The 20,803-nt window shown below is 44.5% G+C and carries 23 protein-coding genes; 5 read left to right on the top strand and 18 right to left on the bottom strand.

All coding sequences use genetic code 11. From position 1 onward, the window contains the following. The 14 genes from pdxH to rpsA all read right to left on the bottom strand — a co-directional run bounded on the left by pdxH (position 1) and on the right by rpsA (position 10,711). Positions 1–651, bottom strand: a complete 651-nt coding sequence (gene pdxH / locus BTO09_RS14080; RefSeq protein ID WP_087525389.1) for a pyridoxamine 5'-phosphate oxidase — start codon at positions 649–651, stop codon at positions 1–3. Positions 652–726: 75 nt separating this feature from the next. Beyond that, a complete protein-coding gene (locus tag BTO09_RS14085) occupies positions 727–1,632 on the bottom strand; it encodes a ribonuclease Z (protein WP_087525390.1) in 906 nt (301 codons plus the stop codon). A gap of 11 nt (positions 1,633–1,643) precedes the next feature. Continuing rightward, positions 1,644–1,979, bottom strand: coding sequence for a ribonuclease Z (locus BTO09_RS14090; protein ID WP_087525391.1), 336 nt, complete (start codon positions 1,977–1,979; stop codon positions 1,644–1,646). Continuing rightward, positions 1,969–2,907, bottom strand: a complete 939-nt coding sequence (locus BTO09_RS14095) for an aspartate carbamoyltransferase catalytic subunit (RefSeq protein WP_087525392.1) — start codon at positions 2,905–2,907, stop codon at positions 1,969–1,971. The genes BTO09_RS14090 and BTO09_RS14095 overlap by 11 nt, the downstream gene beginning before the upstream one ends. Before the next feature lie 4 nt (positions 2,908–2,911). Next, positions 2,912–3,451 (bottom strand): bifunctional pyr operon transcriptional regulator/uracil phosphoribosyltransferase PyrR, encoded by a 540-nt coding sequence (gene pyrR, locus BTO09_RS14100; protein ID WP_087525393.1) that lies wholly within the window; start codon positions 3,449–3,451, stop codon positions 2,912–2,914. Between the two features lie 66 nt (positions 3,452–3,517). Continuing rightward, entirely contained in the window at positions 3,518–4,480 is a 963-nt protein-coding gene (locus BTO09_RS14105) for a Gfo/Idh/MocA family protein (protein WP_087525394.1), read from the bottom strand. A gap of 23 nt (positions 4,481–4,503) precedes the next feature. Continuing rightward, positions 4,504–4,905, bottom strand: coding sequence for a hypothetical protein (locus BTO09_RS14110; protein WP_087525395.1), 402 nt, complete (start codon positions 4,903–4,905; stop codon positions 4,504–4,506). Further along, on the bottom strand, positions 4,883–5,122 hold the full coding sequence (locus BTO09_RS14115) for a DUF1059 domain-containing protein (protein ID WP_087525396.1): 240 nt from the start codon (positions 5,120–5,122) through the stop codon (positions 4,883–4,885). Before BTO09_RS14115 ends, BTO09_RS14110 begins: the two co-directional genes overlap by 23 nt. A gap of 86 nt (positions 5,123–5,208) precedes the next feature. Next, entirely contained in the window at positions 5,209–5,985 is a 777-nt protein-coding gene (locus BTO09_RS14120; RefSeq protein ID WP_087525397.1) for a hypothetical protein, read from the bottom strand. Then, on the bottom strand, positions 5,978–6,193 hold the full coding sequence (locus tag BTO09_RS14125) for a hypothetical protein (protein WP_087525398.1): 216 nt from the start codon (positions 6,191–6,193) through the stop codon (positions 5,978–5,980). Before BTO09_RS14125 ends, BTO09_RS14120 begins: the two co-directional genes overlap by 8 nt. Positions 6,194–6,317: 124 nt before the next feature. After that, on the bottom strand, positions 6,318–7,373 hold the full coding sequence (locus tag BTO09_RS14130; RefSeq protein ID WP_087525399.1) for a bestrophin family protein: 1,056 nt from the start codon (positions 7,371–7,373) through the stop codon (positions 6,318–6,320). 77 nt (positions 7,374–7,450) lie between these two features. Further along, the gene (locus BTO09_RS14135) at positions 7,451–7,726 is read right to left on the bottom strand and encodes a hypothetical protein (protein WP_087525400.1); all 276 of its coding nucleotides are present in this window, start codon (positions 7,724–7,726) and stop codon (positions 7,451–7,453) included. A gap of 94 nt (positions 7,727–7,820) precedes the next feature. Next, the gene (locus BTO09_RS14140; RefSeq protein ID WP_087525401.1) at positions 7,821–8,774 is read right to left on the bottom strand and encodes a PD40 domain-containing protein; all 954 of its coding nucleotides are present in this window, start codon (positions 8,772–8,774) and stop codon (positions 7,821–7,823) included. Between the two features lie 101 nt (positions 8,775–8,875). Beyond that, positions 8,876–10,711: a 30S ribosomal protein S1 gene (gene rpsA, locus BTO09_RS14145; RefSeq protein WP_087525402.1), complete on the bottom strand. Its 1,836-nt coding sequence runs from the start codon at positions 10,709–10,711 to the stop codon at positions 8,876–8,878. A 284-nt stretch (positions 10,712–10,995) separates the two neighbouring features. Here rpsA and BTO09_RS14150 point away from each other — a divergent pair, with 284 nt between their 5' ends. Further along, positions 10,996–12,429 carry an amidohydrolase gene (locus BTO09_RS14150; protein WP_087525403.1) on the top strand — a complete coding sequence of 478 codons (1,434 nt, stop codon included), beginning with the start codon at positions 10,996–10,998 and terminating at the stop codon, positions 12,427–12,429. Here the strand turns inward: BTO09_RS14150 and BTO09_RS14155 are convergent. The 4 genes from BTO09_RS14155 to lon form a co-directional block, all read right to left on the bottom strand. Then, positions 12,426–13,319 carry a hypothetical protein gene (locus BTO09_RS14155; protein WP_087525404.1) on the bottom strand — a complete coding sequence of 298 codons (894 nt, stop codon included), beginning with the start codon at positions 13,317–13,319 and terminating at the stop codon, positions 12,426–12,428. The genes BTO09_RS14150 and BTO09_RS14155 overlap by 4 nt on opposite strands. Before the next feature lie 17 nt (positions 13,320–13,336). Continuing rightward, positions 13,337–14,032 carry a (d)CMP kinase gene (gene cmk, locus BTO09_RS14160; protein WP_087525405.1) on the bottom strand — a complete coding sequence of 232 codons (696 nt, stop codon included), beginning with the start codon at positions 14,030–14,032 and terminating at the stop codon, positions 13,337–13,339. Then, the gene (porQ, locus tag BTO09_RS14165) at positions 14,032–15,054 is read right to left on the bottom strand and encodes a type IX secretion system protein PorQ (RefSeq protein ID WP_087525406.1); all 1,023 of its coding nucleotides are present in this window, start codon (positions 15,052–15,054) and stop codon (positions 14,032–14,034) included. Before porQ ends, cmk begins: the two co-directional genes overlap by 1 nt. A 105-nt stretch (positions 15,055–15,159) precedes the next feature. Further along, the gene (gene lon, locus BTO09_RS14170) at positions 15,160–17,610 is read right to left on the bottom strand and encodes an endopeptidase La (RefSeq protein WP_087525407.1); all 2,451 of its coding nucleotides are present in this window, start codon (positions 17,608–17,610) and stop codon (positions 15,160–15,162) included. A 219-nt stretch (positions 17,611–17,829) separates the two neighbouring features. On the opposite strand from lon, the gene BTO09_RS14175 reads away from it, so the two are divergent. The 4 genes from BTO09_RS14175 to BTO09_RS14190 are packed head-to-tail and all read left to right on the top strand — an operon-like array spanning position 17,830 to position 20,760. Further along, positions 17,830–18,387, top strand: coding sequence for an RNA polymerase sigma factor (locus tag BTO09_RS14175; protein WP_087525408.1), 558 nt, complete (start codon positions 17,830–17,832; stop codon positions 18,385–18,387). Then, positions 18,384–18,944, top strand: coding sequence for a hypothetical protein (locus BTO09_RS14180; RefSeq protein WP_087525409.1), 561 nt, complete (start codon positions 18,384–18,386; stop codon positions 18,942–18,944). The genes BTO09_RS14175 and BTO09_RS14180 overlap by 4 nt, the downstream gene beginning before the upstream one ends. Further along, on the top strand, positions 18,928–20,016 hold the full coding sequence (locus BTO09_RS14185) for a hypothetical protein (protein WP_232454971.1): 1,089 nt from the start codon (positions 18,928–18,930) through the stop codon (positions 20,014–20,016). Before BTO09_RS14180 ends, BTO09_RS14185 begins: the two co-directional genes overlap by 17 nt. Before the next feature lie 18 nt (positions 20,017–20,034). Continuing rightward, entirely contained in the window at positions 20,035–20,760 is a 726-nt protein-coding gene (locus BTO09_RS14190; protein WP_087525411.1) for a head GIN domain-containing protein, read from the top strand. The last annotated feature ends 43 nt before the right edge of the window (positions 20,761–20,803 follow it).

Consider the following 20,803-nt stretch of genomic DNA (forward strand, 5'->3'; position numbering starts at 1 on the left):
TTAAGGGGACAATCTTACGATTTCCCAGTTCATATCCTCTTGCAATCTGTAGAGAATTCTGTCGTGCAGCCTGTTGGGTCGGCCCTGCCAGAATTCAATCTCCACCGGGGATACTAAAAACCCTCCCCAATGATCGGGGCAAGGAACAGTATCACCTTCTGAGAAGGTAGCTTCCAATTTTTTAAGCCGATCTTCTAAGACCTCTCTGTTAGGGATCTCTTTACTTTGATCTGAGACAATAGCCCCTAAGCGACTGCCCAATGGGCGCGAATCCCAATAGTTCTCCGAGTCAATACGACTTGTAGCGCTAGCATTTCCCTTAATTAAGACCTGACGTTCTAACGTAGGCCAAAAAAAAGCCAGAGAGACTTTTGGATGCGCCAAGATAGCCTTCCCTTTTTCGCTGTGGTAGTTGGTGTAAAAATAAAAACCGTTTTCATTGTACTTCTTTAGCAGCACAACGCGCCCTTTTGGATAACCGTCCAGACTTAAGGTGGTTAAAGTCATCGCATTGACCTCCTCCACGCCTCCGGCATCTTGTACTTGGTGAAACCAGCTGCGGAACTGCTGCAGTGGATTAGGGTCTACACTGTCTTTGTCCAGGGCACCTTTTTCATACGACTTTCTGAAATTATACAGCTCTTGATCCATGGGTGAAGCTTTACTGCAAGTTACGAGAAATCGGCTTGCATTAAAAGTATTTTAAGGTGTTTTCTCTGCGGATTTCTACCAAGAAAACTCTTTGAGATCTTCGGCTAGTTCTACAGCAGCAAAAACCTCTTGCGCCTCCGCTTGAAAAGCGCTGAGATCTTCATAACGGGTAGAGTAATGTCCTAAGATCAACCGACCTACGCCTGCCATCTTTGCAATGGTGGCAGCCTGTTTGGCTGTGCTGTGCTTGGTAGCCTCACACAAATGCTCGTGCTCTTGCAAGAAGGTACTCTCGTGATATAGGGCGTCTACATTTTGAATAAGTGGTACATTCTCAGGAGCAAAAGCAGTGTCACTGCAATAGGCATATGATCTTACCGGATCTGGATCTAAAGTGACCTTGGTATGATCTATAAGAACTCCGTCGCGATTGGGTACATCTTTGCCCATTTTAAGCTTTCTAAAATAAGCCGTGTCTATATTGGCCGCTGCTGCAGCCTTGGGGTCTAATTTTCTCGGCCCCGGTTTCTCCTTGAACAAGAATCCGTTGGTATAAATACGATGATCTAATGGGATGGTGTAAACCAAAACCGTATCATCTTCATAGATCAAGCTCGATTCTTTACTGCTGAGCTCTACAAAATTGAGTTCAAATTGCGGCCAGGAGTTACCCAGGCGCAGTTGTAAGCTGATCACCTCCTTTAGGCCTTTTGGCGCATAAATGGTCAAAGGTGTGCGTCTTCCCAACAATTGAAAAGTAGAGATCAAGCCGATCAAGCCGAAATAATGATCTCCGTGCAAATGCGAAATAAACACCTGTTGCACCCGTGTAAACTTGATCTTGGAGCGTCTTAACTGTACCTGAGTACCTTCGCCACAGTCAATGAGAAAATGGCTTCCTCTCAGCTCTAATACTTGAGCTGTCGGATGAGTATGTGTACGAGGAGTTGCAGAATGACAACCCAGGATTGTAAGTTTCAATGTGCTAGTATTTAAAAGCCCAGATCGCGCTCTATGGCTTCCATTTCAATGATATCTGCCGCCTCGGTAAGCGTAGGAACAACAACCATTTCAAAAGGTATATCATCTACCGGAACGTCGGTGCAAATCATTACAAAGGATAGCTTTTTGGCCCGATGCTCATTAGAGACCTTTAAAAAATGTAGTAAATGACCTAAGGTGAAATCTGCATATTTGGTCAACTCGATCACCAAGTTCTTATCGCCATAGCTCTTAGGGACTTCGCGTGTAAGAAAATCGGCAAAGTCCTTCGGGTCGTTATAATCGTCAGTTAAAAGTAAAAATGTATCCTGTTCTTTAACGGTCATCACGATTGATTTTAGAGGCAAGAAGATAAATAACAGCCATACGCACAGCTACACCATTTTCCACTTGGTCCAAGATAATTGCCTGCTCAGAATCTGCAACATCACTGGTGATCTCCACCCCTCGATTTATAGGCCCAGGATGCATGACCACGATCTCCTTATCTAACTTTTCCAAATGTGCCTTGGTGAGCCCGTATTGTAAACTGTATTCTCGTGTAGATGGGAAATAAGAGCTATCCATACGCTCGTTCTGTACCCGTAACATATTGGCTACGTCACACCATTGAAGCGCTTTTTCCAAGTTCAATTCTACCTCTACCCCTAATTTATCTATATGTTTAGGAATAAGAGTTTTAGGGCCACATACTTTAACTGATGCTCCAAGCTTTTGTAGGGCAAAAATATTGGACAAAGCAACCCGTGAATGCAAGATATCTCCAACGATCACTACCTTTTTTCCAGCCACATCTCCCAAGCGTTCCCGAATTGAGAAACAGTCCAAAAGGGCTTGGGTAGGATGCTCGTGAGCACCATCCCCTGCATTGACTATACTGGCCTTTACATGCTTGGACAAAAAGAGTCCGGCACCCGGATTTGGGTGTCGCATCACGACCATATCTACCTTCATGGACAAGATATTGTTCACAGTATCTATTAAGGTCTCTCCCTTCTTTACAGATGAGGACGCTGCAGAGAAATTGATCACATCTGCAGAGAGTCGCTTTTCTGCCAATTCGAACGAAAGCCTTGTTCTGGTCGAGTTCTCAAAAAACAGATTAGCAATGGTAATATCTCTTAGAGAAGGTACTTTCTTTATCGGCCTATTGATCACTTCCTTGAACTGATCGGCGGTTTCAAAAATCAGCTGAATATCTTCTGCCGAGATGTATTTGATTCCCAATAAGTGATCGACACTTAAACTACTCATGCAGTTACTTATTAATTAGATACACGGCGTCTTCGCCTTCATTCTCTTGCCAACAAACTTTTACCTTTTCATTGTTGATGGCATCTACTTGTCTGCCGCGATAATTCGGTTGAATAGGCAAATGTCTACTAAACCTGCGGTCTATCAGGCAGAGCAATTCGATATTCTTTGGTCGTCCAAAAGCCTGGATGGCCGTCAAGGCTGCACGTATGCTTCGTCCGGTGTACAACACATCGTCGATGATCACAACATTCTTATCCTCCACAATGAACTCAATATTCGTGGCGTTGGCCGCCAAAGGCTTGTCGCCGCGTCTAAAATCATCTCTGTAAAAGGTAATGTCCAGATAGCCCAACTTCAGATCTTTGATCCCGTAATCGTCCTTGAGGATCTGTGCCAAGCGATCTGCTAAAAACACTCCTCTGGGTTGTAGACCAATTAAAACTGCGTTGGAGAAGTCCAAGTGATTTTCGAGCAACTGACAGGCCAAACGGTGCAAAGTAATGTGCACTTCGGTTTGGTTAAGCAGGACTTTTTGACTCATAGTTTGCTACTCTAATGCAAAAATAGACCATTTTCTCGGGCTGTGCAATGCCTCCGCACTTATGATTTAATACTGTAGGCCTATCAAGGAGCGCACAGCGTCTAAGAGCTCTATAAGCGCCAGACTGTCTTTGTGAGACATCTTTGCAGATTCTAGTTTACCAGCCTCCAAACAGCTGATCACTTCATCGATTTCATGATAATAGCCCAATCCTACACAGGGAACCTCTATTTCTTTTAGAGCTCCTCCCTGCTCTAGGCTCAATTTTTCACAATGATGGAATCTGGGATGCATATAGATCCCTCCTTGGGTTCCTTCTATTATGGCCTCTGTTGGCGTGGTTTCTAAAAAACTCGATTCCAATATGGCAGATTTCCCATCAGCATAGGTAAGTTCGATATGGCAATTGCTATCCACACCAGTATAATGCATTTTAGCCTCCGCATGGATCGCCTCAGGCTTCCCTAACAACAGATAACTCAGATAAACAGGATAAATCCCAATATCTAGCAATGAACCGCCTCCCAACGCTCTATTGAACAATCTTCCGTTGGGATCTTGAGAGGCAGCAAACCCAAAGTCTGCACGTACAGACTGAAGTTCGCCCAAAACACCTTCGTCGATCAGTTCCAAAACTTTTTCGGTAGCTGGAATGAATCGTGTCCAAAGGGCTTCCATCAGAAAGCGTTGCTTAGACTTGGCCTTATTGATCATTTTGCGGACCTGTGCTGCCTCTAAGGCAAAGGGTTTTTCACAGATGACGTGCTTTCCCGCTTCCAGAGACTGCATAGTATGCGTAAAATGCAAATGGTTGGGTGTGGCTATATAAACGACATCGACCTTGGGATCGGCCAATAATTTCTCGTAGCTGTCGTAATGACGCGCTGCGGAATAGGTATCTGCAAATTGCTGGGCTTTTCGTCCATTTCTAGAAGCTACAGCTTGTAATTTGGCTTTGGGATGCAAGGTGAGATCTTGGGCAAAGCGAGCCGCGATCTTTCCTAATCCAATGATACCAAAACGAATCATATCTTAAAGATAAGAACAAAAGCTCAATCCACGGCAGTGATCACCCCTTTTGTCACGGTCTGGGTTCCGCGTAAGACAGCCTCGTAGGTATAACTATCTCCACTGATGGAAACAATACGAACAATAAGCACTTTACCTATTAGGTTGACTGCGTGTTCGCTCGTAGATTCGATATATTCTAGTTGATAATTGCAAATATTATCCCAGCGGACAATAGCCTTGGTTACTACTCCGGTATTGAGATTGGTCTCTATCTGTAAGCTGTCCTTGCGTTCTATTCGCACAGCGTAATCGTCTGCAGGACGATTGATCTCAAAAATACCCTGATGGAAACTCTCACAGGTTTTGGGCTGCTCTTTACAGCTTATGGCTGCAAATGCCAATAATCCGAAAAATAGCTTGCTAATTTGAGTCTGGTAGGGCATCGAATAGTTTTTGCTTCTCTTTAAAATAACGCTCCATTGCGCCTGGTTCAGACATCATTGCTTTTACCGCCTGCATCGCCTCTAAATGGGCTCGATCTCCCTTTTGAAACATTTCCATGCCATGTGCTTTGCTCAAGGCGACCATCTCTTCAAAAGTTGCGGCCTGAAATGTTTTATCACAGGCCCCGCCTAGCTCACGGCAAGTCATTGTTTTCATCTAATTTTTATTAAAGCTCGTCTGAAAAACTAAAGATAAAAAAAGCCGGAGAATACTCCGGCTAATTCTAATTGTCAAATAAGTCCTTATTGCTGTTTGTCCAATTTGGCCTTAAGTTCTTTTAACGCTGCTTCCGCTTTATTAATCTTAGCCTCTTGCTGCTCGAGCTGTTCCTTAGAAAGCTTGCCAGCTTGTTTCTCTTGTTCTAGACGTTCTTTTGCCTTTTTGATCTTCGCTTCTGCTTCTTTGACCTTATCATTTCCGTTTTCAACGCGATTGCGAAGCTCTTTCTCTTTCTCCTCTTTGTTTAGACGGGCCTGTCGTGCGCGTTCTTGACCAAAGTCCTTACCGCTGAGATCGCCTTTATTACGGCCGTAAGCGTTGCCTTGTCCGCGATTCTCTTGCTCTTTATCTTTCTTCTCTTTTTTAGATCGATTGCTGTCCGAGTAATCATCGTCGTCTCCGCCACTGTTGCGTTCGCCTTTGAATCCGTCGTCGTCAGAACCGTCTCGACTGCCTCTAAAACCGCCATCCTCTTTGTCATCGTTTCCGGAATCGAGATCTGGGGTGCGTCCGTTAGAGATATCTTCTGCATCTGAATCACCACCAGAGAAATCTGGCGATTTGCCGTCGCTCATATCATCAGCCCCGCCAGAATCTAGATCCTCACTGCGGTTAGCTCTATCTTTACTGCGCTCTTCTTTCGCCTTTTTGTCCTTATCCTGATCGGATTCTTGGGTAATGACCTGCGTGGTCTTTTCGTTGGACTTTTTGTCCTTTCCTTTTCCTTTTCCTTGTGCGAGTGTTTGCTGAGATAGCATCACCAAGCCAATTAGCAGGAATAATTTTATTACGCTATTCATTGTTCTCTGTATTTAAAGCTTCTAAGGCAGCGTCTAATTTACGTGTGGCCTCTTCTAGCTGGGTATTCAAACTATCTATCTTGGCTGCGGCAGAGTCCAATTGTTGTGCCTGCTGCAACAACTCTTGATTCATTTGCTGCTCAGCCTCGGTATTCTTACAACTCCCAAGAGCTGCCAGCGTAAAGGCTGCGATTAAAAGTTTTCTCATCTTTTTAAAATTTTTATTCTTGTCAATAAAGTACCAATCTAGGCTTTATATGCTGTAAAGTGATCTAGTAACAACGAAATCGATTGCCAAAATCGACCAACTGCAAGGCTTTATCGGTTACAGACTAAAATTGTACGCCATATTCCACTGGAAACGGCTCCGGGATTTCATTGGCAGCTTCTCCGAGATTCTCTCGAAGGTCTATTTCAATACCCCGCGCAATCGCAGATATAGGCACATCATTGGCTGTCCCTTCAAATGGGTTCTCTCCCGTACGCCCAATACGTTCCATGGTATGGAAGATCCAAGCTACAGCCACATAAATGGGTATGCTCAGCCATATAAAGGCCGAGCCTAAAACCGGACGTGTTTCCGCGATCCCGGCACCGATCTCTATGAATTGAGGCACTAAGGCCATCGGCAGCAATAAGAGCAACAACCACATAAAATAATGATTCAATGTGGCGTACTGCCTTGGATCAGGGAAATTCTTAATGCGCTCTGATTTACCTTGCAGCGTAAAAAGTTCCTCCAATACCGACTCCAACTGCAAAAAGGAGAACTCCCACAAACAGCCTTGTTCTTTGAGCATTCGCAAATGATGCGACTGTAAATAAAGTAGCGCAGTCTGCTTATTTCCTTTGCTGAGCACATACTTAAGATCTTCGGCATTTAGATAAGGCTTTAAGGCCTCTTCTAAGGACATCTTAGCCTCTGGTGTGGTAATACCCCATTCGGTATTGGTTTTATGCTGAGAGGTTGTTTCCCAGCTCTTTAATTGACGCATGGCATAGCGCAAAGCCGTCATCCAAGCGATATGGCGATAGGTCAGCACTTTTTGGGCTTCTTTAAGTTGTGCTTCGGATTTAGGCTCGCTGGCATACTCGTTGGTGACCATGTCTTGAACGAACATCCCAAAGGTCCTTGAAGTATTTACTATTCCACCCCAGATCTTTCTGGCTTCCCAAATACGGCCGTAAACAGCATTGTTCTGAAAACCGATCACAAAGGCAACCGCAGTACCGATCAAGGCCATGGGTGTCCAAGGGATCATAAGCCACTCTACATCTAAAAAGTAATAAGCGGCTACCCAAGCAGTGATAAAAGCAATAAAAAACAGGGATTCAAAGCGCGTCCAACGCGCCATATCCTTAAAACGATAAATTCTTCCGGTATACATGTAGAGATTTGCTAGTCGATGTGATTAAAGATAGCCAAATCTCTAGGTTTAAAAAACCAGCGCTAGTTTTGAGGCGATTAAAAGAAACTCTTTACCGTTGCTATTGCGCAAAGTCCAAGCAGCATGATACTTACCACCGTAGAGGAACGTTTTTTACGCTGGGCGAGATATTTTATGCCAATGGCTGTAAATACGACCAAGGCGATCAAGAATGGAATTGTTAGCAGTTCTCCCACCACCTGAATGGCTTGACTTTTCCATTGGTAATGATTCACCAGGTACAAGAGCGAAAAATAGGCGACAATCACTAAGTTGGCTAGGGTAAGCCCCTTGCTACTCAACACTTTATTCATGGAAGTTTTCTTTTAATAACCGCCTAAAAACCCAATTTATTATGTGCGCTTACTGGAAAACCTCAACAGCTAAATAAATACGTGAAAAATGTGCTTATTCAAACATACTGTCCAATTGTAAGGCAGAAGTATCCATAAAATAGATATTCCACGGTCCGTACTCGTAATTACCTAAATTCTCGGCGCTTGTAAAGAAAAAGTACTTCCCGTCTCGAGAAAAACGCGGACTCGTCTCTTCGTTCTTGGTGTTTAACATTTCTAATGCCTTGGCTTTGGTCCAGCCAGATTCGGTTCTTTTGGCAACGTACAGATCCTCACCGCCTGCTCCTCCGGGGGCCCCGTAGGAATTGAACACCAAATATTTATCATCAGGGCTTAAAACAGCCGAATAGACCCAGGTACTATCGTTTTCAAAGAAACCGTCTATACGCTCTGGGGCTGAAAAACCTTGTGCTGTTTTGGTGGTTGTGTAGAGTCTAATTGCATGATCACCGCGCTTCATGGTTGTATAGTAGAACTGTTCGCCATTATTAGTAAAGAAGAAATTATTATTAGAAGATGGCCAGTTCTCACCTTCGATCTGGACTTCATTTATCGGTGCTGATAAGGGCTGCGGATCAGTCCACTTCCCGTTTTCGTCTTTTGTGAGCTGCCAGACATTCATATCGAATCCGCCTAAATTAGGCCGGCCGGGTATAGGTCGTTCGGATCCGAAGTAAAGGGTTGAACCGTCCGGAGTGATACAAACCGTTTCATCTCTATCGGTTGAAAAATCCGCCAATACCGCCTCACTCCATCGGTCTCCATCAAATTGACTGACAAATACTTGTTGCTTTTCGCCTTCCTTTCTCCGAGAAAAATAGGCCGTATAACCGTCTGGACTTAAGCCGAGCTCAAACTCATTTAGCTCCGTAGAAATAACCCCTGGCGCGAATAATTGGGGCTCCGTTAAGACAGTTTTGGAATATTGTGGATAGGTTGTTGAGACTTCTTGATCACATCCGAAGCAAATCACAATCAGACCAAATAAAAAGAAGGAATATTTCATAAAAAGAAGATTTCCTTGAAGTTAGGCAAAATTTGCAGAGCATCGGCCATAAAAAAAGCCCCCTGTTACCGGAGGGCTTCTATCATAAAAGATATCAGGGATTATTTCTTCCCGTCCATCTTGTCTTTCAACTCTTGAAGCTTAGCGTTAGCATCACCAAGGGTTGGCTTTTCAACCTGCTCGGTCTGCTTCTTTTGAGCAGCGCGAACGTTCTTGGCTTCTTCTTCGCGGTGAATTACCATGTGAGAGGCAACTACACGCTTGAAGTCTTTACTAAACTCAATGATCTGGAATTCAGCTTCCTCGCCTTTCTTAAGCTTGCTGCCGTCTTCCTTCTCCATATGACGTTGAGGAACAAAGGCTACGATGTCTTCGTTAAAAGTAATAGTAGCTCCTTTGTCTACGATCTCAGTGATGGCAGTGGTGTGTTTTGTACCTACACCAAACTCATCTTCGTATTTGTCCCAAGGGTTCTCTGTAGTCTGCTTGTGACCAAGGCTAAGCTTGCGTCCTTCTACATCCAACTCCAAAACAACAACCTCTAGCGTGTCACCTACATTAGTAAATTCGCTTGGGTGCTTCACTTTCTTAGTCCAAGAAAGGTCTGAGATATAGATCAATCCGTCGATTCCTTCTTCTAACTCCACGAATACACCGAAGTTAGTGAAGTTACGAACGATTCCTTCGTGCTTAGATCCTACAGGATACTTAGTAGTGATATCGGTCCATGGGTCTGGAGTCAATTGCTTGATCCCTAAACTCATTTTACGCTCTTCGCGATCTAGTGTTAAGATAACTGCTTCGATCTCGTCTCCAACGTTTACAAAGTCTTGCGCACTTCTCAAGTGTGTAGACCAGCTCATTTCAGAAACGTGGATCAAACCTTCAACACCTTCAGCAACCTCGATAAAGGCACCGTAATCCGCGATCACAACAACTTTACCTTTTACTTTGTCACCGATCTTCACTTCTTCACCTAGTGCATCCCATGGGTGTGCGCTAAGCTGCTTCAATCCAAGTTGGATTCTTGTTTTGTTTTCGTCGAAGTCTAAGATTACCACGTTCAGCTTCTGATCTAATTCTACGATCTCGCTTGGGTGGTTGATACGAGACCAAGACAAGTCGGTAATGTGTACTAGTCCGTCCACACCTCCAAGGTCTACGAATACACCGTAAGATGTGATGTTCTTTACAACACCTTCCAATACTTGACCTTTCTCCAACTGAGAAATGATCTCTTTCTTCTGCTCTTCGATATCTGCTTCGATAAGCGCTTTGTGAGAAACAACTACGTTTTTGAATTCGTGGTTGATCTTAACCACTTTGAATTCCATAGTTTTTCCTACGTACATATCGTAATCACGGATTGGCTTCACGTCGATCTGAGAACCTGGCAAGAACGCCTCGATCCCAAATACATCTACGATCATACCTCCTTTAGTACGACACTTTACGTAACCGTTAACGATACTACCTTCGTCATGAGCTTCGTTTACACGATCCCAAGCTTTGATAGTACGCGCCTTACGGTGAGACAGGATCAATTGTCCTGTGCTGTCTTCGCGCACATCGATCAATACTTCTACTTTGTCTCCTACTTTAAGATCCGGATTGTAACGGAACTCGTTTAGAGAGATAACACCTTCACTTTTAGCGTTGATGTCGATGATCGCGTCACGCTCGGTCATGTGGATAACCTCACCTTCTACAACCTCATCATCTAAGGTGTCAACAAAATTCTCTTCTACTAGCTTCTCAAACTCTTCGAGTTTAGAATCTGCGATAGGGTCGATACCCTCTTCGTAGTTATGCCAGTCGAATTCTTTTAGGAATTTTTCAGGGTTCTCCTGAGCTGGAGATACCGCTGGAGCCTCAGGGGCTTTTTTAGCTTCAGTAGCTTCTGCTACTACCGCTTCTTCTTTAGCTTTTTGAGCCATAAATTGAATTTATTCCTCGCCGCTTAAACGGTCAAAGAATAAGGGTTTGTATTCTGTAAGTGTCTGGGAAGCGTTTGCTGCGGATCAAATCTCACAGAAGTTTTCTACTTTGTTTTATTTCCTTTTCGTTGCTTCCATACCGCCAAAAAGGACGGCAAAAGTACTGTTTTCTTTAACAATTTCAAAGAATACTTAAATTTTATTCCCCTCTTTTCCAAGGGTTTGTATTACTTCGGATTTTTTAAAGATTGCTTATCTTTAAGCAAACACTAAATCCAACCCATATGCGCGTTCTTTTTACCTTCGCCATTTGCCTGATTTTTGCAGGTAATTCAGTAGCTCAGCAAGGCTTGAGCGAAAACAAACAAGCCATTATGGCCTCTGTAGCAAAGCACCAAAAAAAGCTCATTGAGATCTCAGATGCTATTTGGGCTAACGCCGAACTGGCTTTTCAAGAGACAAAATCATCAAAAATCCTAGCGGACTATGCCGAAGCCAATGGCTTTAAGGTAGAAAAGAATATAGGAGGCATGCCAACGGCTTTTGTGGCTACCTACGGTAGTGGAGAACCAGTGATCAGTATTTTAGGCGAATTCGATGCCCTACCAGGTATTTCGCAGAAAGCACAACCCACCAAAGAGCCTTTAGAAGCAGGTGCTGGCGGGCATGGCTGCGGACACAATATGTTTGGTACTGCATCTCTAGGAGCGGCGATCGCTATTAAAGAATTGATGGAAGCCGGAAAGATCTCCGGAACCGTTAAATTCATGGGAACTCCAGCAGAAGAAAAATTCTTCGGAAAACTCTGGATGATAGAAGCCGGCGCCTGGGATGGTGTAGATGTGAATATTAGCTGGCACCCTAGCGCCAACACAGAGGCAGATGTACAGAGCTCTTTAGCCTTGGTAGACTTTATGGTAGAATTCTACGGACAAGCCGCTCACGCCGCTGCCGACCCATGGAACGGACGCTCTGCATCTGATGCCTTGGAACTCTACACCCAAGGGATCAACTACTACAGAGAACATGTAAAACCAACAGTACGCATGCACTACCACATTCAAGATGGCGGGCAAGTAGTAAACGTTGTCCCGGATTATTCTAGACTTTGGGTGCGGGTAAGAAATTCAGACCGAGCGGGTATGATGCCGGTTTACGAGCAGGTGATGAAAATGGCCGAAGGTGCCGCAATTATGGCCAATGTGGAATACAAGGTTTCACTAATATCCGGTATTCACGAAGTTTTGGTGAATCGCACAGGTGGAGCCATTATGCAAAAGAATTTAGAGCTACTTGGCCCTATCGAGTACACCCAAGAAGAAATTGCCTTTGGTAAAAAGATCCAAGAAATGACCGGCAAGCCGCAAGTGGGCATGGACAGCAAGATCAGTCCGCTGCTTGAGACTCGCGAGAATCCAGGAGGTGGCTCTACCGACGTTGGAGACGTAAGCTGGAACGTAGCCAACATCAACTTGGGGGTAACCGTAGCTCCTAAAGGGACTCCTTGGCACAGTTGGGCTGTGGTAGCCTGTGGCGGAATGAGCATTGGGCACAAAGGGATGCTGCAAGCTACTCGCGCAATGGCCATGACCATGGTAGATCTTTTTGAAGATCCGGAAAAAGTGGAAGCAGTTAAAGCAGAATTCGTAGAGCGTAAAGGAGATTACGAGTACAAAGCGCTTATTCCAGACGGACCGCCACCTATTGGGCAGAATTAAAGACCTGGGAAGCCATCAATTAAAATAGTGCCATTTGAGGTTGTACCTCCACCTGTTGTAAAGCTAAAAGTACCTGAGGTAGTCGGGTTGCAACTTGCGTCCCAATAGTTGTCCGCACCTGCTCCGAAATAAAAGACAACTTCCCAGTTGGATGTACCTCCTCCAAAGTCTGAGCTTTGATTGTTACAGATAAGTCTAATGTCATCACCGTCAAAACCAGAGACGTAAGGTGTGCTCAATACAGAAGAAACACAAAGCTGACTTTCATTGAGCAGCTCCATCATATCATCACTATAAATGTTGCCATTATGCATGATAATGACTTCCGCAATCTCAGTATCTCCTGGTGGAGGTGGTATATCACCCCTTGTAAATCCGTCTAACAGTATGAGATTCCAAGTTCCGCTAAGACCCGGGCTCTCCGAAGAATCGAAAACTCCTGTTCTTAAGCTGATAGGCATACGGGCATCTTCTTTGTGGATAGAAGCTGTAAGAGCGATATTGTCATAAAAGGCTTCAACAACCTGAATATCATGACTGTCACTAAAGTCAAAATACATTCTCGTTTCCCCATTTGAAAAATGGATTCTAGAAAAATCGGAATTAAACTTTGAAACACTTAAGTCAATAGGCTCTTGACCTACGATAGCCATCTGAAGTGAAAATTTTCCTCCTTTTCCCATTTCAAGAATGTAGGTCCCTCTAACACTTCCAGAATTATTGGCCAAAAACCCTTTATACCTTGCCTGTGAGATATCATCGTAAAAAGGCGCACCTACTTTCGTGATAAGATTTTTCTGATTCTGCTCTGCATGATCGACAATTTGATCTTTGCTACAGGCAAATACAACAACCTGAATTACAACTATTAGGGGTAATATTTTTTTCATAACGTAAAGCTATGAAATTATACCCTTCCCGCAATTCGGTCTTTGGCCAATTGTAAAATAGTGTGGAACTGATCTTCTAGGTTGGTTTCTGTATTGTCGATCTCAATGGCGTCTGCTGCTTTGACCAGAGGCGAATCGGCTCTTGTGGTGTCTATACGGTCCCGCTCGGTGACGTTCTCGTAGACCTCATCGTAAGTAATGTCATCACCACGGGCTTTAAGTTCAAGGTATCGGCGTTTAGCGCGCTCCGCAGCATCCGCAGTCATAAATATCTTTAGCTCGGCATTGGGGAAAACAACCGTCCCGATATCGCGACCGTCCATAACAATGCCGCCTTCTTGGCCCATTCGATGCTGTATAGCCACTAATTTTTTGCGTACCTCTGGTATGGCTGCAACGGGGCTTACGTGTTCAGAGACCTCTAGGGTGCGAATGGCGCTCCCTACTCTTTCGCCGTTAAGCAAAACCTGAGAAGTTCCGGAATCTGAATCGTAATGAAAGGCAACAATGATCTCTGGTAAAGCCGCAATTAGGCGGTCTTTATCTAATGCCTCCGCAGTGATTATTCCTGCGCGAATAGCATATAAGGTAATTGCTCTATACATGGCTCCGGTGTCCACGTAAACATAACCCAGGTAATCGGCCAACTGCTTGGCTACTGTAGATTTTCCGGTAGAAGAATAGCCGTCTATGGCTATAGTAATTTTGCGCATTAGCGATTCAGATCTATGTTCAGACCAAAGAAACTGGCATTGGCTGCTGCGCTGTACTGCGAATAGCTATAGCTCAGTCTGATCTTATTGAGTTTTATTCCAAAACCGGCGCTGAGGCCGGCAAAAGCTCGTTGCTCTAAAATACGAAGTTCTTCGGCTCTACGCACATTATATCCCAAGCGAATATTGAAACCGCTCTCTGGAAACAGTTCAATACCAAAGATCATATGACGGATCGCATTGTCGAAAAAGTTAATGTTTTCGGTCACCGTACCTCCTTCTAGATCTGTAATTGATCTGTTGGGATTCTCAAAGGCGATGTTCCAGACCTGCATATTCTCTAAGGTAAAATGCCAGCGTATGGGAATGTTCTGTAGGGTTTGAGAAATTCCGAAAATGAGCTCAAAAGGCAAGGGCTCGTACACCTCGTTGAAGGGCGTGAACTGCGTCCCGATATTCCGAGCCACGGCTGCGATGTGCAGGTCCCAGGGCTCATACACATACATGATGGCGATATCCAAGGCGCCTCCAAAGGAGCTGTACTGCTCTAATTTAGAGGAGATAAGCTTGACATTGGCTCCCACGTGAAAATCCGTATAAGGTATATTTCTGGCGTAACCCGCAGAAAGAGCCACTTCTCCTCCACTAAAACTATTGGTAGGATTACCCGCCTCGTCAAAACCGTCAAATTGCCCGTAGTTTATGTAGGTAACTCCGGCATGAAATACTTGCGTGCGTCTGTCCCAGAGGTAGGCATAAGAGGCCGTTCCGTAGTTTACGTCGTCAAAATAGTTGACATAATTGAGCTGGAACTGATTGTCCATCTCCGGATTAATAGATGCCGGATTATAAAGCGCCTGAGACGGATCCCAGTCGTAATTGGTGACCACTTTACCGCCTAAGGCAGCTTGTCGCGGAGAGTTTACCAGATTTAGAAACTGATACGTATATCGGCCTCCAATCTGAGCGCTCGCGGCAGCACTAGTAAGGATAAGTAAAAAGGCAGCAATTCTTTTGGACATGGATTGGAAAAACCGGTTACTCCATTAACGATTGCAAGTATAATTTATTTTTGAGCCAGAAAAAAACGAATGGCCTGCAATCTAGGCGATTCCAACGAATTGCTACTACAGCTTTTTGGCTTTAGCCACTTTTTGCTTCAGCAGGGCCTTCTCGATCACCTCGCCCATCTCTTTGACGTAGTGAAATGTTACGCCTTTCAAGTACTGCGGATTGATCTCTTCCACATCGCGCTTATTGTCTTCGCAAAGGATGATCTCTTTGATCCGAGCTCGTTTGGCAGCCAAGATCTTTTCTTTGATCCCTCCTACTGGCAATACCTTACCGCGCAAGGTGATCTCTCCTGTCATAGCAAGCGATTGCTTAACGCGCCTTTGAGTGAACAAAGAAACCAAAGAGGTCAGCATGGTTATACCCGCACTAGGGCCGTCTTTAGGCGTGGCGCCTTCTGGCACGTGAATATGCACGTTGTATTTGTCAAAGATATCGTCTGCTATACCCAGATCGGCAGCATTAGATTTAATATACTCCAAAGCAATGGTAGCAGATTCTTTCATCACCTTTCCGAGGTTTCCGGTAATGCTCATGGTACCCTTTCCTTTAGACAAGGTCGATTCAATAAACAATATATCGCCACCCACTCTTGTCCAGGCCAGGCCGGTTACAACCCCAGCCACCTTGTTGTTCTCGTATTTATCTCGTTCTAACTTTGGAATACCCAAAACATCAACCACGGTCTGCTTGTCTACTTTTACCTTGTAGTCCTGTTCCATGGCAATGTTCATGGCCGCATAGCGTACCATCTTGGCTATTTGCTTCTCTAAGCCTCTAACCCCAGATTCTCTGGTGTATCCTTCTACGATCTGCTCCAATTGCGGCTTCCCGATCTTTAAATGCTGCGGATCCAAGCCGTGCTCGGAAAGTTGCTTGGGCAATAAATGTTTTTTAGCGATCTCTACCTTCTCTTCTATCGTGTAACCGCTTACATTGATGATCTCCATACGATCGCGTAAGGCGGGCTGAATTGGTCCAAGGCTATTGGCAGTTGCAATGAACATCACCTTTGAAAGGTCAAAGCCCATTTCTAAGAAGTTGTCGTAAAAGGCTGAGTTTTGCTCCGGATCCAATACCTCTAAGAGCGCAGAAGACGGATCTCCCTGATGTCCGGAAGCTAACTTATCGATCTCGTCCAAGACAAAGACCGGATTACTGGTCCCTGCTTTTTTGATGTTTTGAATGATACGCCCTGGCATGGCTCCGATATAAGTCTTGCGGTGCCCACGGATCTCTGCCTCATCGCGCAATCCTCCTAAAGAGATACGAACGTATTCGCGCCCTAAAGCTTCTGCTACGGATTTCCCGAGGGAGGTCTTCCCTACACCAGGAGGTCCGTGTAAACACAAAATAGGCGACTTCATATCGTTGCGCAATTTCAGTACGGCGAGGTATTCGACGATGCGTTTCTTAACATCGTCTAATCCGTAATGATCCCGGTCTAAAATGCGCTGAGCGCGTTTAAGGTCGAATTTATCCTTAGAAAATTCGTTCCAAGGCAACTCTAAAAACAGATCCAGATAATTCCGTTGAATGGAGTATTCTGCCACCTGCGGATTCATGCGTTGCATTTTGGCCAGTTCTTTGTCAAAGTGCTCTGCAACTTTTTCTTCCCACTTTTTGGTCTTGGCCTTTTCACGCATGGCGCTGATCTCTTCTTCTAAAGAGCTGCCGCCTAATTCTTCCTGTATGGTCTTTATTTGTTGTTGCAAGAAATACTCGCGTTGCTGCTGATTCAGATCGCTCTGCACCTTGTTCTGAATGTCATTGCGCAGATTAAGGCGCATCAGCTCCTCGTTCAGATACTTTAAAGTAGCTAAAGCGCGCTCTTTAAGATCATCGATCTCTAACAGTTTCTGTTTGTCGGCTACAGGAACGTTCAAATTCGAGCATACAAAATTGATCAAGAACGAACTGCTCTCTATGTTGCGAATTGCAAAAGAAGCCTCACTAGGAATGTTCGGGCTATCTTTAATAATGTCTAAGGCCAATTCCTTGATAGACTCTATAATGGCCAAGAATTCGCTATCGCCCGGCTTCGGACGGGTCTCTGTCACATCCTGAATACTGGCTTGCAAATACGGATCTTCTTGTACCACCTCACGGATCTGGAAACGCTTCTTTCCTTGGATGATCACCGTGATATTGCCATCTGGCATTTTAAGAACACGCAGGATGCGCGCCACAGTACCTTGCGGATGTATGTCCTTGGCTGTTGGATCTTCAACGGCTTCGTCCTTCTGAGCGACCACCCCTATAACTTTGCTGCCTTTATTGGCAGCATTGATGAGCTTAATGGATTTATCGCGGCCGGCGGTTATTGGGATAACCACCCCCGGAAACAAGACCGTGTTGCGCAAAGGCAAGATAGGTAAGGCTTCCGGCAAGGCCTCCTTGTTCATCGCTTCTTCGTCCTCTGGGGTCAATAGCGGTATGAGTTCCGCTTCTTCGTTAAAATCGTCCAATGACAAACTGTCTATATTTACAAATCGATGCTTCGACATAGGTTGTTGTTAGGTCAAAATGTCACCTCCTGGTGGTAGGTGAATTCTTTTTAATAGCTCTTTAAAGTGGTATATCTGCGGCGAAGGCCTTAAATAGCGGACTAAGCGGCACACACGACCACCACATTTAGTCAATTAATGTGCCAATCGGCAATTTTTTTGTTGTAAACTGTAACATCAAAGCAGCAAGTCCTTCTTTAGCATAAACAATAGTTTTTCTTGGCACTAACCCAACCAAATACAGACCAACCCATTGAAGCCCTTTTGGGTCTTTGCAGAGACGGTAATCAATTGGCGCAATTGGAGGTCTATAACCGATATCAGAAAGCGATGTACAACACTGCTTTTCGAATAGTAAAGGATTCTCTGGAGGCCGAGGACGTTATGCAAGAATCTTTTATCGCTGCCTTTAACAAGCTAGATACGTTTAAAGGCGATGCTACCTTCGGATCTTGGTTGAAGCGTATAGTGGTAAACAACAGTATTGCCCAATACAAGAAAAACAAACGTTTTACCGACGTTTCGGTGGACCAGTTACCAGAAACCGTAGAAGAATCGAGCTCATTGACAGAGGCAGATTATTCACAAGTAAAGGTAGCAGCGGTCATGGAAGGCTTAAGTGCCTTAAAGGACAATTACAGACAGGTGTTGAGCCTGCATCTGATAGAAGGATATGATCATGAAGAGATCTGTGAGATCATGAAAATAAGTTACGGGAATTGCCGTACCATGATCTCTAGAGCGAAAGAAAGTTTAAGACAGAAACTTAGCGTATGAAACAACACGACAATATAGAGGCCCTATTTGAGCGCTTAGAAGGTCAGTTCGACACCAAAAGTGCCCCAGAAGGACACAACGCTCGCTTTATGCAGCGCCTGAACAAGGAGCAGCCTATGAGCAGCGGAATGCCAAAGATTGCCTATTGGAAGATCGTCTCTGCTTTTGCAGCAGTGATAACCCTAGCCTTTTTGTTGACTGGAGTATTTGATCCGACAGCAACAGAAGCAGAAGGTTTGGCGAGTGTATCGCCAGAAATGGCGCAGACTCAGGAATTTTTCAATACGGCGATAAACACCGAATTGGAACGCTTGAGCAGCTTTGAATCCGAAGCAGCTAAAGTCCTGATCAATGATGCTATGCTACAAATGGAAACCTTGGAGCAAGAATATTTGAAACTCCAAGATGACCTTGTCGAAAGCGGTAATGACAAGCGTGTTATTCACGCCATGATCAATAATTTTCAAAATCGTATCGATCTGCTTCAACACGTGATCTCTACGATAGAAGGAATCGAATTAATCAACCAATCTAACACTGATGAAAGCACTATTTAAATCCCTAATAATACTCTTGTTATTGCCTGCAGTGGCAGTAGCTGGAAACAACGACAAATTCAAAGGTAAATACACCAAGGAGAAAAAACTATCTAAAGAATACACAGTAAACGCTAATGCCGGCCTGCGTATTGACAATACCTACGGGAACTTAGACATAGTTACCTGGGGGCAGAACCGCACGGTGATCGAGGTAACCATTACAACCAATGGAAACAACGAAGAAAAGGTTCAGAAACGCTTAGACGATATAGACGTGGAGTTTTCTGGCAATGGATCTTTGGTAAGCGCCAAAACTAAAATTGGTAGCGGCGGCCGTTCCTGGAGCTGGTGGAAAAATAAGAACAATGGCGTATCTATAGAAGTGAACTATGTAGTGAAAGTTCCGGTAACCAATTCACTGGATCTAAGCAACGACTACGGAGCCATCAACCTGAATGAAAGTAACGGGAATGTAAAGATCTCTTGCGATTATGGACAGCTCAATATAGGACGTTTGAATGCAGACAATAACCTGCTCAGCTTCGATTACACCAACAACTCTTCTATCGCTTATATGAAGAGCGGGCGTATCAATGCAGATTACAGCAGCTTTAGCTTGGACGAGGTTGAATACTTGGAACTCAATGCGGACTATACCAAAAGTAGTATTGAAAAGGTAGGCGAACTGAATTACAACTGCGACTACGGAAAGCTCAATGTAGGCGATGCAGGGACAGTTACTGGAAACGGAGATTATATCCCCGCAAGCTTTGACAGGGTTTCTGGAAATTTCAATATCAATTCGGATTATGGGTCTATTACGGTAGATCGCTTAATGCCAGCTGCCGGAGATGTGACCATCAAGTCCTCTTATGCGGGAATTCGATTGGGATACGACCCTGGATACAACTTTGATTTTATGGTAAATCTGTCTTATGCCAGCTTAAGCGGAAAGGATGATCTGAACCTTAGAATGGAGTCTAAAGACGGAAGTCAAAAAAGTTATCAAGGCTATCACGGAAGTGCGAACTCCGGCAATACGATAAACGTACGCTCTTCTTATGGAGGCGTAACACTAAAAAAACAATAATCATCTAAATCAAAAAACATGAAATCCACAATCAAACTATTAAGCGTACTTTTTTTACTGTGTGCCCTACCAGCACAGGCCCAATGGGGTAACAAAAAGGTAAACGGAAACGGCAATGTGACCACAGAAACTGTTTCTACTGGAGACTACGATGTGATCGCAGCAGTCGGACCCATGGATGTTTACTTAGTAAGCGGATCAGAAGGTCGCATCAGCGTAGAAGCAGACAGTAACTTCCACGAGTATATCGTAGTAGAGACCGAAGGTGACAAGCTAATTGTAAAGGTTAAAAAAGGTTATTACCTAAAGTCTAAGAACCCTATCAAGGTCACTGTTCCTTTTGAAGATCTTAGCGGCGTTAAACTAACGGGTTCTGGTGATGTAATGACCAGAGATGCCATTAGCGCAGATAATTTTGAGGCGGCCATTACTGGCTCCGGAGATGTAAACCTAGAAGTAAATGCCCGTAAGGCAACTTTTAAGATCACCGGTTCTGGCGATATGCGTCTCAAAGGTAGCGCAGACAGTGCAAGTTTAAAGATCAGCGGTAGCGGTGACTTTGACGGTCGCATGTTCCGCACACAAGATGCCGAAGTAGCTATTTCTGGCTCCGGAGATGCCAAAGTCTATGCAGAAGGCAGTCTAAAAGCTAGAGTTAATGGGTCTGGCGATATCACTTATGGCGGCAACCCGTCTGTAGACAAGAAGGTATCAGGTTCTGGAAGCATCAGCGCTAGAAACTAAGGTTTCATTCATCAACTAATAAAAAAGCCACGCATGAACTGCG

Source organism: Gilvibacter sp. SZ-19 (assembly GCF_002163875.1).
Taxonomy (GTDB): domain Bacteria; phylum Bacteroidota; class Bacteroidia; order Flavobacteriales; family Flavobacteriaceae; genus Gilvibacter.

Excerpts from the sequence above, each read along its gene's own strand:
- rpsA (WP_087525402.1), bottom strand. The coding sequence starts at position 10,711 with ATGGCTCAAAAAGCTAAAGAAGAAGCGGTAGTAGCAGAAGCTACTGAA.
- BTO09_RS14150 (WP_087525403.1), top strand. The coding sequence starts at position 10,996 with ATGCGCGTTCTTTTTACCTTCGCCATTTGCCTGATTTTTGCAGGTAAT.
- porQ (WP_087525406.1), bottom strand. The coding sequence starts at position 15,054 with ATGTCCAAAAGAATTGCTGCCTTTTTACTTATCCTTACTAGTGCTGCC.
- BTO09_RS14185 (WP_232454971.1), top strand. The coding sequence starts at position 18,928 with ATGAAAGCACTATTTAAATCCCTAATAATACTCTTGTTATTGCCTGCA.
- BTO09_RS14095 (WP_087525392.1), bottom strand. The coding sequence starts at position 2,907 with ATGAGTAGTTTAAGTGTCGATCACTTATTGGGAATCAAATACATCTCG.
- BTO09_RS14115 (WP_087525396.1), bottom strand. The coding sequence starts at position 5,122 with ATGAAAACAATGACTTGCCGTGAGCTAGGCGGGGCCTGTGATAAAACA.
- BTO09_RS14120 (WP_087525397.1), bottom strand. The coding sequence starts at position 5,985 with ATGAATAGCGTAATAAAATTATTCCTGCTAATTGGCTTGGTGATGCTA.
- BTO09_RS14190 (WP_087525411.1), top strand. The coding sequence starts at position 20,035 with ATGAAATCCACAATCAAACTATTAAGCGTACTTTTTTTACTGTGTGCC.
- pdxH (WP_087525389.1), bottom strand. The coding sequence starts at position 651 with ATGGATCAAGAGCTGTATAATTTCAGAAAGTCGTATGAAAAAGGTGCC.
- BTO09_RS14110 (WP_087525395.1), bottom strand. The coding sequence starts at position 4,905 with ATGCCCTACCAGACTCAAATTAGCAAGCTATTTTTCGGATTATTGGCA.
- cmk (WP_087525405.1), bottom strand. The coding sequence starts at position 14,032 with ATGCGCAAAATTACTATAGCCATAGACGGCTATTCTTCTACCGGAAAA.
- BTO09_RS14135 (WP_087525400.1), bottom strand. The coding sequence starts at position 7,726 with ATGAATAAAGTGTTGAGTAGCAAGGGGCTTACCCTAGCCAACTTAGTG.
- pyrR (WP_087525393.1), bottom strand. The coding sequence starts at position 3,451 with ATGAGTCAAAAAGTCCTGCTTAACCAAACCGAAGTGCACATTACTTTG.
- BTO09_RS14140 (WP_087525401.1), bottom strand. The coding sequence starts at position 8,774 with ATGAAATATTCCTTCTTTTTATTTGGTCTGATTGTGATTTGCTTCGGA.
- BTO09_RS14130 (WP_087525399.1), bottom strand. The coding sequence starts at position 7,373 with ATGTATACCGGAAGAATTTATCGTTTTAAGGATATGGCGCGTTGGACG.
- BTO09_RS14090 (WP_087525391.1), bottom strand. The coding sequence starts at position 1,979 with ATGACCGTTAAAGAACAGGATACATTTTTACTTTTAACTGACGATTAT.
- lon (WP_087525407.1), bottom strand. The coding sequence starts at position 17,610 with ATGTCGAAGCATCGATTTGTAAATATAGACAGTTTGTCATTGGACGAT.
- BTO09_RS14105 (WP_087525394.1), bottom strand. The coding sequence starts at position 4,480 with ATGATTCGTTTTGGTATCATTGGATTAGGAAAGATCGCGGCTCGCTTT.
- BTO09_RS14180 (WP_087525409.1), top strand. The coding sequence starts at position 18,384 with ATGAAACAACACGACAATATAGAGGCCCTATTTGAGCGCTTAGAAGGT.
- BTO09_RS14155 (WP_087525404.1), bottom strand. The coding sequence starts at position 13,319 with ATGAAAAAAATATTACCCCTAATAGTTGTAATTCAGGTTGTTGTATTT.
- BTO09_RS14125 (WP_087525398.1), bottom strand. The coding sequence starts at position 6,193 with ATGAGAAAACTTTTAATCGCAGCCTTTACGCTGGCAGCTCTTGGGAGT.